Here is a 16121-nt window from a genome sequence, read left to right on the forward strand (position 1 = left end):
TATTATGAATTTTGACTTAACTGAAGATCAACAAATGTTTGCTGATACCGCTAAACAATTTAGTGATAGTGAACTATTACCTAATAGTGCTAAATGGGATCAAGAAAGTATTTTCCCAAAAGATGTTATTGCTAAAGCCGGTGAATTAGGTTTCTGTTCTTTATATACACCTGAATCAGCAGGGGGGTTAAATCTAAGCCGTCTGGATTCCTCTATAATTTTTGAACAATTAGCCATGGGGTGTACGGCTACTACTGCCATGATGACTATTCATAATATGGCAACATGGATGATAGCAACCTGGGGCAAGGATGCTATAAAGGATACCTGGTGTCCATCATTAGTCACAGGTGAAAAGCTTGCTTCTTATTGTTTAACCGAGCCTGGGGCTGGCTCTGATGCTGCTTCACTAAGAACGTCAGCAAAAAAAGAGGGTGATAATTATGTCATCAATGGCTCTAAAGTCTTTATTTCCGGTGCAGGCGCCACAGATGTTTTAGTTGTAATGGTACGTACCGGTGGAGAAGGCCCTAAAGGTATTTCAGCAATTGCTATTCCTGCTAATTTAGACGGTATTATTTATGGGAAAGCTGAGCATAAGCTTGGCTGGAATGCTCAACCTACGCGTCAGATTACCTTTGATAATGTAAAAGTTCCTGTTGAGAATTTGTTAGGTAATGAAGGTGACGGTTTTCAATGGCAATGAAAGGCCTTGATGGTGGTCGTATTAATATTGCAACTTGCTCTATTGGCACCGCTCAGCAGGCTTTAAATATTTCAATGGAATATATGAAAGAAAGAGAGCAATTTGGTAAACCTATTGCTGCATTTCAGGGCTTACAATTTAAATTAGCTGATATGGCAACGGAATTAGTTGCTGCCCGTCAGTTGGTAAGATTAGCCGCGTATAAATTAGATCAGAATGACCCAGAGAAAACAGCCTATTGTGCCATGGCAAAACGTTTTGCTACTGATATCGGTTTTCAAGTGTGTGATGCTGCACTGCAAATCCATGGTGGTTATGGCTACATTAAAGAATACCCATTAGAACGACACTTTAGAGATGTGCGTGTCCATCAGATCCTTGAAGGTACTAATGAAATTATGCGTGTCATTATAGCACGTCGTTTATTAGCCGAAGGTGCAGGTCAACTACTTTAACCGACTTGGAAGATATTTGATTCACATCAGTAAATTGTTGGAATTCAATCTCTTTAAATAAACGTCAATATGCTTAGTAAATTAATAGTATTGAAAAAATCAAGCAAGGGCTCGCGATAGCAAAGTAAGTAGGAACTTTATATGACTCAAGTAGTAAAATTTCAAGAACTTCATTGTGATAATGGTAAGACAATAGCGGTAATTACCTTAAATTCACCAAAATCATTAAATGCGTTAAGCGCTGACATGATCGATTTACTCTATCCAAAATTAAAGCAGTGGCAAACACAAGAAAATATCGCTGCTATTTTTTTACAAGGTGAAGGAGAAAAAGCTTTTTGTGCTGGCGGTGACATCGTACATATGTATCAAGCGATGAAAAAACTAGAAACGCAAGAGAATTCAGATGGTTATTCTCCAGAGGTCATAGAGTATTTTACCAAAGAATATCAACTAGATTATCTTATCCATACTTTCAATAAACCCTTTATCGTATGGGGAAGTGGCATTGTCATGGGGGGAGGGCTGGGGCTAATGGTTGGCGGTAGCCATCGCGTAGTGACTGAGAGTTCTCGTATTGCAATGCCTGAAATTAGTATTGGTCTGTATCCTGATGTGGGAGGAAGTTACTTTTTAAATCGTATGCCTGATAACTGTGGTTTATTTTTAGGCATTACCGGCGCTTCTATCAATGCAGCCGACGCTAAATATTGTCATTTAGCTGATTATTTTGTGGCAAATGATAATAAAGATGTATTTATAAAGCAGTTAACTCAACTAGATTGGCAAGAATCTTCAAAAGCTAACCATAAGAGTCTTTCTGATCTTTTGTTAAGTTTCGAGCAAGACTCAGCTAGTTACTTACCTGATAGTAAACTTAACGAACACAAGGCCTTAATTAATCAAGTGACTAGTTTCGATAACCTTAATGACATTGTAAAAAGCATATTAATCGCTGAATGCGAAGATAAATGGTTTAATCGAGCACAAAAGTCATTAGCACATGGTAGCGCTTTGAGTGCTTCTATTGCTTATAAACAGCTACAAGTAGGTAAAACATTATCTTTGGCTGACTGCTTCAGAATGGAACTAAACCTCTCCGCTAAATCAGGCCAGTTTGGTGAATTTGTTGAAGGTGTAAGAGCCCTTTTAATTGATAAAGATAATTCCCCTCAATGGCATTTTGACTCTGTTGCTGCTGTTGATAATAAAGTAGTGGATTGGTTTTTTGAATCTAAGTGGGCAAAAGAAGAACACCCGCTATTAGCTTTAGGGCTTTAGTTATTGAGAAATAAACGACTTAAGGTTTAGTAACTAGGAATATATACAGAAGAATAAAATGTTAAATACTGTTTATTTCAAAAAATTATCATTATAAAAATATAAGGAAAGAACAATGGCAAATATAGCATTTATCGGTTTAGGTAATATGGGGAGCCCAATGGCTATTAACTTAGTTAAAGCAGGACATCAAGTTTGTGTCTTTGATTTATCTGAGTCTGCCGTCGCTCAAGTTGTCGCTCAAGGTGCTACGACTAAAGCAAGTGCAATCGAGTGTGTGAAAAATGCACAGTTTATTGTTTCCATGCTGCCTGCAGGAAAGCATGTTGAAGGGGTTTATTTAACAGCTGAAACAGGATTAATTAACCATATTGAAAAAGGTAGTGTCGTTATTGATTCTTCAACGATTGATGCTGCAACATCGCGTAAAGTAGCTTCCGCATTAGCAGGCCAAGGTATTAATTTTGTTGATGCTCCTGTCTCTGGTGGCGTTGGCGGTGCAGTTGCTGGCACATTAAGCTTTATGGTGGGAGGATCTATTGATGAGTTTAACCAAGTAGAACCCATTTTAAAAACTATGGGTAAAAATATTTTCCACGCAGGTGATCATGGCGCAGGGCAAATAGCCAAAGCCTGTAATAATATGTTGTTGTCTGTATTAATGATTGGTACGAGTGAAGCATTACAATTAGGTTTAGCAAATGGGTTAGATGCAAAGGTTTTATCTAACATTATGAGTGAAAGTTCAGGCAGTAATTGGACATTAGATGTTTATAATCCGTGCCCGGATGTAATGGAAAATGTTCCCTCATCAAACGATTATAAAGGTGGATTTATGGTTGACTTGATGGCAAAAGACTTAGGTTTAGCTATGGATACAGCAGTTGATAGTCAATCATCAACCCCTATGGGAGCATTAGCACGTAATTTGTATGTAATGCATGCGGCGTCGGGTAATGGTGGAAAGGACTTCTCCAGCATATTTAACCTATTTAACAAATAACTATTAATAAAGTATAAATAGAGAATATTATGAACTTAGAGAATAAAACAATTGTCATTACTGGTGGTGGTCAAGGTCTAGGCCGTACAATGGCAATTAACTTTGCTCAAAGTGGAGCCAATATAGCGTTAATTGATTTAAATGAAGCATTATTGGAAGAAACAGTAGCACTTATTGAAGAAAAAGGCGTAACAGTTAAATACTATTTAGCAAACGTGAGTAATGAAGAGCAAGTTGAATCGACCTTTAAGCAAATTAATGAGGACTTTAATGGTATCGATGGCTTAATTAATAATGCAGGCATATTACGTGATGGTATGTTTGTTAAAGCTAAAGATGGTGTAGTAAGTAAAAAAATGTCATTAGCGCAATTCCAATCTGTAATTGATGTTAATTTAACGGGTGTTTTTCTGTGTGGTAGAGAAGCTGCAGTGCATATGATTGAGTCTGGTCGTAAAGGTGTCATTATTAATATGTCATCAATCGCACGTGGTGGAAACATAGGACAAACTAATTACGCTGCAGCAAAAGCTGGTGTGGTTGCGATGACAACAACATGGGCAAGAGAGTTAGGTCGACACGGTATTCGTGTTGGGGCAATAGCACCTGGTGTTATACGTACTGCTATGACTGATGCGATGAAACCGGAAATGCGAGATAGATTAGAAAAAATGAAACCCGTTGGGCGCTTGGGTGAAGCAGAAGAAATTGCACATACTGCAAAATACATTTTTGAAAATGAATTTTTCAGTGGCAGGGTGGTAGAAGTTGATGGTGGATTGGCAATGTAAAACAATAATGCCATGTTTTTGAGTGTTTTTTGACTTAATTGAATGAGCTTTAAACACTTAAACATTAATTGATAAATAAATGCAAAAATAATGATATTTATGCTTGACCCAGTAAGAGAAATCTATACAATGCGCTCCAGTTCCAAGGGGTTCAGGCAAAACGAATCATCAACGGACTGTTTTAATAAGTTATCTCCTTTCATTTAATGAATATTGATTAACTTAACGTTTACTTTTGATTTAAGTAATGAAGTGTTTAAGAGTTTGCAAAAACTTTTAAAAAATCAAAATAAAACGTTGACATTAAAACTCGGAAGCGTATAATATGCATCCTGCTTCGGGGCAACAGCAACGAGCAACACGATTCAAGTTAGACAATAGTTCAACTTAAATCGTTTAGGTGAAGAGCGAATGCGACTCTCATCTATATCGACTAACCTGGTTAATCGATATCTTCTTTAACAATTAGTTATCATGCAATTTGTGTGAATACTCACATTAACTTGTTTTTACATAGTTCTTCTTTCTTAGGAAAGCGGAACAAAAAAACGCTTAATGAATGATGTTCATGCAAATAAATATAGTTACTTATTTCTAGCGAGATAGGTAGCGACTATGTAATGCGATATCAGCTTTGCTGGTATCACGACAGAATTCATTGAGCAGTAACACATCACTTTTACTTAGGTAAGAATGGTGAGGTTACACAAACGATTTTTAATTGAAGAGTTTGATCATGGCTCAGATTGAACGCTGGCGGCAGGCTTAACACATGCAAGTCGAGCGGTAACAGAGATAGCTTGCTATCTGCTGACGAGCGGCGGACGGGTGAGTAATGCTTGGGAATATGCCTTATGGTGGGGGACAACAGTTGGAAACGACTGCTAATACCGCATAACGTCTACGGACCAAAGGGGGGGATCTTCGGACCTCTCGCCATTTGATTAGCCCAAGTGAGATTAGCTAGTTGGTGAGGTAATGGCTCACCAAGGCGACGATCTCTAGCTGGTTTGAGAGGATGATCAGCCACACTGGGACTGAGACACGGCCCAGACTCCTACGGGAGGCAGCAGTGGGGAATATTGCACAATGGGCGAAAGCCTGATGCAGCCATGCCGCGTGTGTGAAGAAGGCCTTCGGGTTGTAAAGCACTTTCAGTTGTGAGGAAAGGATGTGTTAATAGCTGCATCTGTGACGTTAACAACAGAAGAAGCACCGGCTAACTTCGTGCCAGCAGCCGCGGTAATACGAGGGGTGCAAGCGTTAATCGGAATTACTGGGCGTAAAGCGTTCGTAGGCGGTTATTAAGCAAGATGTGAAAGCCCAGGGCTCAACCTTGGAACTGCATTTTGAACTGGTAGACTAGAGTACTGTAGAGGGTGGTGGAATTTCCAGTGTAGCGGTGAAATGCGTAGAGATTGGAAGGAACATCAGTGGCGAAGGCGGCCACCTGGACAGATACTGACGCTGAGGAACGAAAGCGTGGGGAGCGAACAGGATTAGATACCCTGGTAGTCCACGCCGTAAACGATGTCAACTAGCCGTTTGTGCCCTTGAGGCGTGAGTGGCGCAGCTAACGCACTAAGTTGACCGCCTGGGGAGTACGGCCGCAAGGTTAAAACTCAAATGAATTGACGGGGGCCCGCACAAGCGGTGGAGCATGTGGTTTAATTCGATGCAACGCGAAGAACCTTACCATCCCTTGACATCCAGAGAAGAGACTAGAGATAGACTTGTGCCTTCGGGAACTCTGTGACAGGTGCTGCATGGCTGTCGTCAGCTCGTGTTGTGAAATGTTGGGTTAAGTCCCGCAACGAGCGCAACCCCTATCCTTATTTGCCAGCGAGTTATGTCGGGAACTCTAAGGAGACTGCCGGTGATAAACCGGAGGAAGGTGGGGACGACGTCAAGTCATCATGGCCCTTACGGGATGGGCTACACACGTGCTACAATGGCAGGTACAGAGGGCAGCAATACCGCGAGGTTGAGCGAATCCCACAAAGCTTGTCGTAGTCCGGATCGGAGTCTGCAACTCGACTCCGTGAAGTCGGAATCGCTAGTAATCGTAGATCAGAATGCTACGGTGAATACGTTCCCGGGCCTTGTACACACCGCCCGTCACACCATGGGAGTGGGATGCAAAAGAAGTGGCTAGTTTAACCTTCGGGAGGACGGTCACCACTTTGTGTTTCATGACTGGGGTGAAGTCGTAACAAGGTAACCCTAGGGGAACCTGGGGTTGGATCACCTCCTTATCTTGAAGTAAAAACGAATAATGGAATGTCCCTTTTAAGAGTATTCAGAGTATTCACACAAATTACATGATAACAAAATTGAAAGAAACCCTGATGGGGCTATAGCTCAGCTGGGAGAGCGCCTGCCTTGCACGCAGGAGGTCAGCAGTTCGATCCTGCTTAGCTCCACCATCTTGCTTCTTTCATGTGAAGAAAGAGACCAAATTTAAATCCACTTTTTAGTGATTTTAAATTTGGTTTTTTAAACCAAGTTTTTAACCGAATGTGAGTTAAAAATTAGTTCTTTAACAATCTGGAAAGCTGATATAAATATCGGTATTTATATGACAAACACGGTGTCGCGCTGTTGTTTGTTACAGTATAAATACCAAGCTGTTACAACATTCTCTTATCGTGAATGCTGTAATGGTGATAATGCATCCCCCCAAGGATGTATTATCGAATTCATACTTGCTCTTAGAGCAAAGATGTCTTATCAAGTAACTCATCTTATATCTTCGTATATATTGAGTACGTGAAAATGTCAGACTTTACAATTACTGTGGATTAGTCTCCACGGTGTACTTTGTTTTCATTTCTTTTATTAGAAAAGACTACTTAGGGTTGTATGGTTAAGTGACTAAGCGTATGTGGTGGATGCCTTGGCAGTTAGAGGCGATGAAGGACGTGTTAATCTGCGAAAAGCTTTGGTGAGGTGATAAAAACCGTTATAGCCAAAGATGTCCGAATGGGGAAACCCACTTAGCATAAGCTAGGTATCATTATCTGAATACATAGGATAATGAAGCGAACCGGGAGAACTGAAACATCTAAGTACCCCGAGGAAAAGAAATCAACCGAGATTTCGTTAGTAGCGGCGAGCGAACGCGAATCAGCCCTTAAGCTTATTGGGCGCTAGTGGAACTTACTGGAAAGTAAGACGATACAGGGTGATAGTCCCGTACACTAAAGCAACCTTTAAGTGAAATCGAGTAGGACGGAGCACGTGAAACTTTGTCTGAATATGGGGGGACCATCCTCCAAGGCTAAATACTACTAACTGACCGATAGTGAACCAGTACCGTGAGGGAAAGGCGAAAAGAACCCCTGTGAGGGGAGTGAAATAGAACCTGAAACCGCATACGTACAAGCAGTGGGAGCCCGATTTAGTCGGGTGACTGCGTACCTTTTGTATAATGGGTCAGCGACTTATATTCTGTAGCAAGGTTAACCGATTAGGGGAGCCGTAGCGAAAGCGAGTGTTAACTGCGCGTTTAGTTGCAGGGTATAGACCCGAAACCCGGCGATCTACCCATGGGCAGGTTGAAGGTTGAGTAACATCAACTGGAGGACCGAACACACGTATGTTGAAAAATGCGGTGATGACTTGTGGGTCGGAGTGAAAGGCTAATCAAGCCGGGAGATAGCTGGTTCTCCCCGAAATCTATTTAGGTAGAGCCTCGCACGAACACCATTGGGGGTAGAGCACTGTTAAGGCTAGGGGGTCATCCCGACTTACCAACCCTTTGCAAACTCCGAATACCAATGAGTGATATGCGGGAGACACACTGCGGGTGCTAACGTCCGTTGTGAAGAGGGAAACAACCCAGACCGCCAGCTAAGGTCCCAAAGTACTAGTTAAGTGGGAAACGATGTGGAAAGGCATAGACAGCTAGGAGGTTGGCTTAGAAGCAGCCATCCTTTAAAGAAAGCGTAATAGCTCACTAGTCGAGTCGGTCTGCGCGGAAGATGTAACGGGGCTAAACTAGTCACCGAAGCTGCGGATTTAATCTTAGGATTAAGTGGTAGGGGAGCGTTGTGTAAGCCGTTGAAGGTGAATTGAGAAGTTTGCTGGAGGTATCACAAGTGCGAATGCTGACATGAGTAACGATAAGGGGAGTGAAAAACTCCCCCGCCGAAAGACCAAGGTTTCCTGTCCCATGTTAATCAGGGCAGGGTAAGTCGGCCCCTAAGGCGAGGCGGAAACGCGTAGTCGATGGGAAACAGATTAATATTTCTGTACTTCTATATATTGCGAAGGAGGGACGGAGTAGGCTAGATGAGCACGGCGTTGGTAGTCCGTGTGAAAGAATGTAGGTGGGCGACTTAGGTAAATCCGGGTTGCTGTTAACACTGAGACTCGAGACGAGTGTCTACGGACATGAAGTCATTGATGCCATGCTTCCAGGAAAAGCTTCTAAGCTTCAGATATATAGGAACCGTACCCCAAACCGACACAGGTGGTTAGGTAGAGAATACTAAGGCGCTTGAGAGAACTCGGGTGAAGGAACTAGGCAAAATAGTACCGTAACTTCGGGAGAAGGTACGCTGCTCAGGGTGATGGAACTTGCTTCCTAAGCTCAGAGCAGTCGAAGTAACCAGGTGGCTGGAACTGTTTATTAAAAACACAGCACTGTGCAAAATCGAAAGATGACGTATACGGTGTGACGCCTGCCCGGTGCCGGAAGGTTAATTGATTCGGTTAGACTTAGGTCGAAGCTGATGATCGAAGCCCCGGTAAACGGCGGCCGTAACTATAACGGTCCTAAGGTAGCGAAATTCCTTGTCGGGTAAGTTCCGACCTGCACGAATGGCGTAATCATGGCCACACTGTCTCCACCCGAGACTCAGTGAAATTGAATTTGCGGTTAAGATGCCGTATACCCGCGGCTAGACGGAAAGACCCCGTGAACCTTTACTATAGCTTGACAGTGAACATTGCTCCTACATGTGTAGGATAGGTGGGAGGCGTTGAAACAGAGTCGCTAGATTTTGTGGAGCCAATCTTGAAATACCACCCTTGTATGCGTGATGTTCTAACCTAGGGCCCTAATCGGGCTTGGGGACACTGTCTGGTGGGTAGTTTGACTGGGGCGGTCTCCTCCCAAAGAGTAACGGAGGAGCACGAAGGTTGGCTAAGTATGGTCGGACATCATACGGTTAGTGCAATGGCATAAGCCAGCTTAACTGCGAGACAGACACGTCGAGCAGGTACGAAAGTAGGTCATAGTGATCCGGTGGTTCTGTATGGAAGGGCCATCGCTCAACGGATAAAAGGTACTCCGGGGATAACAGGCTGATACCGCCCAAGAGTTCATATCGACGGCGGTGTTTGGCACCTCGATGTCGGCTCATCACATCCTGGGGCTGAAGTCGGTCCCAAGGGTATGGCTGTTCGCCATTTAAAGTGGTACGCGAGCTGGGTTTAGAACGTCGTGAGACAGTTCGGTCCCTATCTGCCGTGGGCGTTTGAGAATTGAAGAGGGCTGCTCCTAGTACGAGAGGACCGGAGTGGACGAACCGCTGGTGTTCGGGTTGTTATGCCAATAGCATTGCCCGGTAGCTACGTTCGGAACTGATAACCGCTGAAAGCATCTAAGCGGGAAGCAGGCTTTGAGATGAGTTCTCACTGGAGCTTTAAGCTCCCTAAAGGGTCGTTGGAGACTACAACGTTGATAGGTCAGGTGTGTAAGGGCTGTGAGGTCTTGAGCTAACTGATACTAATTGCCCGTGAGGCTTAACCATACAACACCCAAGTAGTTTTTAGAACTATGAAGTGCATTGTATGAAGACTGACATTAGAAAACACACGTACTTACGTGTTACTTGAATCAGAATAAAGAACAAAACGATATTTAAACCTCGAAAGAGAGTCGATAAAAACGTTCATCCATGAACATTATCGACATTAGTACATCCGTGTACGTTAGCTTTCTAAGATTGTAACCTTTTTGTTTAGCGACAATAGCGCTGTGGTACCACCTGACTCCATTCCGAACTCAGAAGTGAAACGCAGTAGCGCCGATGGTAGTGTGGGAGTTCCCATGTGAGAGTAGGACATTGCTAAACTTCTATTTAGAGAAGCCCGATTCGAAAGAGTCGGGCTTTTTGCTGTCTGGGTTTTGATAAATACACGCAGAAACAAGTACATATATACATCGATATGACTCCCAAGGTAGTGATACCAATTCCGATAATACCAATTCCGATAATTAACTGGTCATAATGGCCCAGTCTCGGTGACATAGAGATATTACCCTTTTAGTATTACTTCTGAAACGGTTCCAAGCCTCTGAGCACTTCTCAACAATATCCTCATAATCCTTGAAACAACGGTTAGCTATTTCATTCTGCCTCATCCATGACCACACTTGCTCAATTGGATTTAACTCGGGTGAATAGGGAGGAATATGGATGATCGTCAAATTGTTGTATTCGTCATCAAGATACTTTTGATGCCAACTGGCACCATCCATCAAGACTACAGCATGTCGTCCCTCTTCTGTCGCCTTTGAAATGAGTGCTAAGTGTGACGCCATCACATCCATATTATACCAATTCCGATAATTTTGTGATCTAATGTAAGCTTAAATATAAGGCTTAAAATGACTCATAACTTATCACAGCTTATTTCATCAACGAGTAATGCAAGAATGCGATTACGATTGCTTGCTGTATCTCACTTTATCGATGGAAAAAATCGCACACAAATAGCTACTTTCTTGAAAGTTAGCCGCACTAGCGTTAATAAATGGATCCATACTTATTTACATGATGGCTTAGAGGGACTTAAAGAAAAAAAACATACAGGTCGCCCAAAATCTTTGGATGATAAGCAGCTGTCACAACTGAAAAGTTTTGTTATCAATTCTGCTATAAAACCGAGTGGTGGTAGGCTTCAAGGAAAAGATGTACAAGAATATATTGCGACAGAGTTTGGTGTTGTCTACCAAAAATCTAATGTATACGACACACTACACCAGCTTGAACTAAGCTGGGTAACAACACGTTCAAAGCACCCTAAGCAATCCATTGAGACACAAGAAACCTTTAAAAAAATTCCAATTTGAAACGATCGCCAAGATCCCGTTATCGATATCGCTTGATCAAGTCGATGTGTGGTTTCAGGATGAAGCGCGGTTTGGTCAGCAAAACACAACGACCAGAGTGTGGGCAGAAAAAGGAACGCGCCCTAGGGCAATCAAACAGCAGCAGTTTACCTACGCTTATTTGTTTGGCGCAGTCTGCATCACCAATGGAAAAACAGAAGCTATCGTAGCCCCATTAAGTAATATGGATGTGATGGCGTCACACTTAGCACTCATTTCAAAGGCGACAGAAGAGGGACGACATGCTGTAGTCTTGATGGATGGTGCCAGTTGGCATCAAAAGTATCTTGATGACGAATACAACAATTTGACGATCATCCATATTCCTCCCTATTCACCCGAGTTAAATCCAATTGAGCAAGTGTGGTCATGGATGAGGCAGAATGAAATAGCTAACCGTTGTTTCAAGGATTATGAGGATATTGTTGAGAAGTGCTCAGAAGCTTGGAACCGCTTCAGAAGTAATACTAAAAGGGTGATATCTCTATGTCACCGAGACTGGGCCATTATGACCAGTTAATTATCGGAATTGGTATAACCGTTGTTTCAAGGATTATGAGGATATTGTTGAGAAGTGCTCAGAAGCTTGGAACCGCTTCAGAAGTAATACTAAAAGGGTGATATCTCTATGTCACCGAGACTGGGCCATTATGACCAGTTAATTATCAGAATTGGTATTACATTAACCATGAGTTATTATTGTTAAAACTTTGATTTAGGCAAGTAATCACATCAGGTAAAGTTTCTTTCATATTATCTTCTTGATAGATTACATAAATTGGATAAGAAAATTCTGGTGAATTTAGTACTCTTTCAAGTTTTCCTGATTGTAAGTGTGGTTCTACTACGCGAGTTCTAAAATATCCATTACCTCCATTTTTCAATATATATTTTAATGCCATTGGTCCTAGATTAAAACTGAGAGTAGCCTGACGTGATAAGGGTAATACTGAATCTAATTGGTTTTTAAAATCGTCACCCCAATCGATAAATAAATAAGGGGAGGAGCTGATGGTTGAACGAACATGTATAAGCTTTTCTTCGACTATTTGTTCAACAACCAATCCTGAAAAATAATTTGGTAGGTGAACTACGATAGCATCCAGTTTATTTTCTTTTAATTTTTTGATCAACCCTGCCGTTTTATCCACTTCGATATGCACGTTTATATTAGGTAGAGTCGCTGTAATCTCTTCTAACCACTCGATCATGATTGGATTCCATAAGCTTATATCAGCTCCTATATGAATTGATTCTGTTAAATTCATAGGTAGCCTCAGTTGATCCTGCGCTTTTTGCCATGTTTGTACAAGCGTTAAAGCATATGTTGAAAACACTTCTCCTTCTCTTGTTAATTGCGCGCCTGAGCGATTCCTTATAAATAACTTACAGTTTAGTTGGCTCTCCAAGTTTTTTATTCTAGTGGTTACGGCGGTTTGAGTTATATGTAATCGACGAGCAGCTTCAACAAATGTACCCGTGCTCATTATTTCTAAAAATGTTTTAGCAAGTATTATGTCCATGTATAAAAATAATTGAAGTTAAGTATGGTTATTATTCATTATACATAAGTTTTAACTTTTATTATCCTTTACACAGGTTTTAGTTTTGAGAGTTAATTAAATGTATAAATTAGGTGTTTTTAGTATGGTATTAACATTTTTAGTCGTGTTAGTAGCCGTTTATATTTTGTTTATTTCATTAATTGAACTTTCACTTCCTTGGACCATGTTTTGGCATTTCACACTTATCTTAACTGGGCTAGCTTTTAAGTTCTCTTATGTTTTAGTCTTAATATCTGCCCGCGGGAGTAAGTCTTAAGTGGCAATTGAAAAATATAAACTATTAACTCATCTTATAAAATTGATAGGAATTGAAACTTCTAACACATCATTTTATGAAAAAATTATTTCTAGTGTTGGTAGTGTTATAGGGATATATTTCAGTTATATCATCACAAGCTCAGCATTCATTGATCAGCAAAGCCATATACTATTTACTTCTTTAGGGGCTACAGCCGTACTTATTTTTGTTACTCCACACAGTGCATTATCACAGCCATGGAATATTGTTTGTGGTCATGTTTTCTCTGTTTTAGTGGGATATTGGGCACTACTTTATATTCCTGATATTACTCTCGCTAGTTCCTTGGCAGTTGGCGGTGCTATTGTTGTTATGTATTTAACTCGCAGTCTACATCCACCGGGTGCTGCAACGGCTTTATTCATTGTCTTGTCAGGACAAGCTGAGCAGAGTTTTAATATTGCTCTTATTTTTGAGGTATTATCCTTTAATCTTGTTGTTATTTTAATTATTGGTGTAATTTTTAATAATTTATTTTATTGGCGTCGATATCCTGCATATTTTTATTTTCACAGTCTCCACTCTGAAAATAAATCCAATAACTTAAGTCATGAAGACTTTAGTGCAGCTTTAATTCATTTAGATTCATATATTGATGTTAGTTCAGAAGAGCTTGCATTGATTTTTGATTTAGCATTAGATAATGCAGCTCAAAATATAAATAAGCGTAAAATACCGGTAAACAAAAATTGTTTTTATAGTAATGGTGCATTAGGAAAAAATTGGTCTGTACGTGAAGTACGTGACATAGATGACAAAAAAGTAACCTATCAAACTGTCGTAGGAAATACGCCTTCAGTTTCTAAAAATTGTAGTATAAAAGAGTTTCAAAACTGGGCTAGGCTAGAAGTGATGGCTAAAAATAACACTTGGGTAAAAAAAGGTGTTTTACTTAATCGAGAAGGCTGTGAGTCTACATAAGTAAGATAATGGCCATAAAAATTTATGTAGATTTAAGTCTTAGTTATAACAATCAATACTTTTAATGAAAGATCTTTAAATTAATTATAACTTTTCTTGTACAATTATTTTAAAAGCTAAGTTAATGTTAGTATTACTTAAGCTATTAAATAATCAGTGTAGGGCCAAGGTTATGAAGTCAGTATTTTCTACCATTTTTGTTATCTCTTTTTTTGCTTTTATCGCGGTTAAATTCTTTTTTACTAGTCTTTTTTCATTGTTTGGTTATGCGGCTGTGCCTATTGAAAGCCTTGCAAGTTTAACGCACTCCAAAAAAATTATGCAAAAGATGCAAACCAGACACAAAGTAAAAAGTGCTAATGTGTCAAAGCGTTTTATTAAGCGGTCAGGAAAAAAAGTAGCGATAACTGCTGCTTCTGCTGCAACCATTGGCACCGTTGCTGTTATTGGTACGTTAACTTATTTAGAGATAAGTCAATATTGTGATGATAAAAAGGTATTAAATGAAGATGCCAATATTCTATTTGATACTCAAGAAGAGTTTGATCTGCAAGCCTGCTTAGAACAAGGAAAACAAGATTCTGCGAACTTTGCAAATGAGGCTTGGAATAATGTAAAAGATAGTAGTAGTGATATGTTAAACCGCTTAGAAAAGTCTAGTGATGAGTTCCTTGAGCCGAGTAGAAAGGCGACGATAGAATTATTTGAATCGATGGACAAATGGTACCAACAGATATTTGAATAATTAGCGCTGACTATTGTTGCAGGGTCTACCCATAAACTACGCTGATCTATCATTCATCAAGACATTGAATAAAGTGACGATAATGAATACTCGTCTTTAGAAATAAAGTGTTAATTTTTAATAGATCTTCGATTTTATAACACCTCTATAATATCTTTATAGTCATTTATATAACTTAACAGTTCGATATATCAGTTAATGTATTTAATTCAAACTAAGTACAACGCAGTTATAGGCTTAGCTGAACTAAGCTAATTACCGATTAGACCATTAATGTGGGCTACAACACTTCTGCCCAACGAGCTTAAACTATAACCACCTTCTAATACCGATACTATACGTCCTTCAGCATGCTCTTGAGCAATTACCTTGAGTTCATCAGTTATCCAACGATAGTCGCCTTCCGTTAAACAAATTTGTGACATTTCGTCTTCAATATGAGCGTCAAAGCCTGCAGAAATAAATATAATTTCAGGCTTAAACTTGTTTAAAGCCGGTAGCCAATGTTCCGTTATCGTCTTGCGAAACCCCTCGCTTTTAGTCGTGGCAGCTAAAGGAGTATTTATTATAGGAGGTGTATTACTTTCTTTAATATCAAATGGGTAGAAAGGGTACTGGTAACTAGAACAAAATAAATATGCGCCCTCTGAGGTTTCATCAACGGTAGGGAAATAATTTCTAATAATATCTTCCGTTCCATTACCATGGTGTACGTCAAAATCGACAATAGCGATACGTTTTAAATTATATTTCTTTTTGGCGTAAGCAGCGGCAATAGCAATATTATTAAAAAAGCAAAACCCCATTCCTTTATCGTGTTCAGCATGATGTCCTGGCGGTCGAGTAGTACAAAAAGCACTATTTAGCGTGTGATCCATTACTAAGTCTACACCATCAATTACAGCACCAGCGGAGAGCATAATCGAGGTTAAAGTGTTTGAATCCATTACAGAATCTTCACCAATAACAAAGTTTTCATTTTCAGCGGTTGGAGCATTATCAAAAACAAAATCAATATGTTTTTGAGTGTGCGCTAAAGAGAGCAATGACTTATCAATAGGTTTAGCATCAAATTGTCGTACAACATAATCAAGACCACTTCGTATCAGTTGATCTGAAATAGCGGCTAAACGTTTGCCACTTTCCGGATGATCTTTTCCTAAGTTATGATGGTTTCCACATTGATAGTGGCCAATTATTCCAATAGTCATACATCTCTCTTTAAGTTTTGGT

At 40.3% G+C, this 16121-nt stretch carries 8 protein-coding genes, 1 tRNA gene, 3 rRNA genes and 2 pseudogenes; 11 read left to right on the top strand and 3 right to left on the bottom strand.

The genetic code is table 11. The annotated features are described in order from the left end of the window. Positions 1-4 precede the first annotated feature (4 nt). From GQS55_RS08605 to rrf, 8 genes and pseudogenes are all read left to right on the top strand, one after another. Positions 5-1161: pseudogene (locus GQS55_RS08605) on the top strand (acyl-CoA dehydrogenase family protein). Between the two features lie 141 nt (positions 1162-1302). Further along, positions 1303-2442 carry an enoyl-CoA hydratase/isomerase family protein gene (locus GQS55_RS08610; RefSeq protein WP_159819745.1) on the top strand — a complete coding sequence of 380 codons (1140 nt, stop codon included), beginning with the start codon at positions 1303-1305 and terminating at the stop codon, positions 2440-2442. A gap of 115 nt (positions 2443-2557) precedes the next feature. Then, positions 2558-3445 (top strand): 3-hydroxyisobutyrate dehydrogenase, encoded by an 888-nt coding sequence (gene mmsB / locus GQS55_RS08615; protein ID WP_159819746.1) that lies wholly within the window; start codon positions 2558-2560, stop codon positions 3443-3445. A 29-nt stretch (positions 3446-3474) separates the two neighbouring features. Continuing rightward, positions 3475-4236: an SDR family oxidoreductase gene (locus GQS55_RS08620; protein WP_159819747.1), complete on the top strand. Its 762-nt coding sequence runs from the start codon at positions 3475-3477 to the stop codon at positions 4234-4236. Between the two features lie 718 nt (positions 4237-4954). Further along, a 16S ribosomal RNA gene (locus GQS55_RS08625) occupies positions 4955-6491 on the top strand. 95 nt (positions 6492-6586) lie between these two features. After that, positions 6587-6662 (top strand) — tRNA-Ala (locus tag GQS55_RS08630). Between the two features lie 438 nt (positions 6663-7100). Further along, positions 7101-9995, top strand: a 23S ribosomal RNA gene (locus GQS55_RS08635). A 209-nt stretch (positions 9996-10204) separates the two neighbouring features. Further along, a 5S ribosomal RNA gene (gene rrf, locus GQS55_RS08640) occupies positions 10205-10319 on the top strand. The 16S, 23S and 5S rRNA genes sit together here with 1 tRNA gene alongside, the layout of an rRNA operon. A gap of 143 nt (positions 10320-10462) precedes the next feature. On the opposite strand, the pseudogene GQS55_RS08645 reads toward rrf, so the two are convergent. Beyond that, a pseudogene (locus GQS55_RS08645) lies at positions 10463-10801 on the bottom strand (transposase); the annotation flags it as partial. A 54-nt stretch (positions 10802-10855) separates the two neighbouring features. Here GQS55_RS08645 and GQS55_RS08650 point away from each other — a divergent pair. Next, positions 10856-11879, top strand: a protein-coding gene (locus GQS55_RS08650; protein ID WP_442872147.1) for an IS630 family transposase whose coding sequence is annotated in 2 segments (ribosomal slippage) — positions 10856-11310 and positions 11309-11879 — 1026 coding nt in all. Because the reading frame shifts where the segments join, the coding sequence is not laid out codon by codon here. 157 nt (positions 11880-12036) lie between these two features. Here the strand turns inward: GQS55_RS08650 and GQS55_RS08655 are convergent. Next, entirely contained in the window at positions 12037-12882 is an 846-nt protein-coding gene (locus GQS55_RS08655) for a LysR family transcriptional regulator (protein ID WP_159819760.1), read from the bottom strand. A gap of 298 nt (positions 12883-13180) precedes the next feature. On the opposite strand from GQS55_RS08655, the gene GQS55_RS08660 reads away from it, so the two are divergent. Both GQS55_RS08660 and GQS55_RS08665 read left to right on the top strand, forming a co-directional pair. Further along, the gene (locus GQS55_RS08660; RefSeq protein ID WP_159819762.1) at positions 13181-14143 is read left to right on the top strand and encodes an HPP family protein; all 963 of its coding nucleotides are present in this window, start codon (positions 13181-13183) and stop codon (positions 14141-14143) included. 172 nt (positions 14144-14315) lie between these two features. Next, positions 14316-14888: a hypothetical protein gene (locus tag GQS55_RS08665; protein ID WP_159819764.1), complete on the top strand. Its 573-nt coding sequence runs from the start codon at positions 14316-14318 to the stop codon at positions 14886-14888. A gap of 251 nt (positions 14889-15139) precedes the next feature. Here GQS55_RS08665 and GQS55_RS08670 read toward each other — a convergent pair whose 3' ends face one another. Then, complete coding sequence (locus GQS55_RS08670) at positions 15140-16099, bottom strand: histone deacetylase family protein (RefSeq protein WP_159819766.1); 960 nt, start codon at positions 16097-16099, stop codon at positions 15140-15142. Positions 16100-16121 lie beyond the last annotated feature (22 nt).

The organism is Colwellia sp. 20A7, from assembly GCF_009832865.1.
GTDB lineage: Bacteria > Pseudomonadota > Gammaproteobacteria > Enterobacterales > Alteromonadaceae > Colwellia.

Bases quoted from the DNA above. Each gene is read 5' to 3' on its own strand.
- GQS55_RS08620 (WP_159819747.1), top strand. From the start codon at position 3,475: ATGAACTTAGAGAATAAAACAATTGTCATTACTGGTGGTGGTCAAGGT.
- GQS55_RS08665 (WP_159819764.1), top strand. From the start codon at position 14,316: ATGAAGTCAGTATTTTCTACCATTTTTGTTATCTCTTTTTTTGCTTTT.
- GQS55_RS08655 (WP_159819760.1), bottom strand. From the start codon at position 12,882: ATGGACATAATACTTGCTAAAACATTTTTAGAAATAATGAGCACGGGT.
- GQS55_RS08610 (WP_159819745.1), top strand. From the start codon at position 1,303: ATGACTCAAGTAGTAAAATTTCAAGAACTTCATTGTGATAATGGTAAG.
- mmsB (WP_159819746.1), top strand. From the start codon at position 2,558: ATGGCAAATATAGCATTTATCGGTTTAGGTAATATGGGGAGCCCAATG.
- GQS55_RS08670 (WP_159819766.1), bottom strand. From the start codon at position 16,099: ATGACTATTGGAATAATTGGCCACTATCAATGTGGAAACCATCATAAC.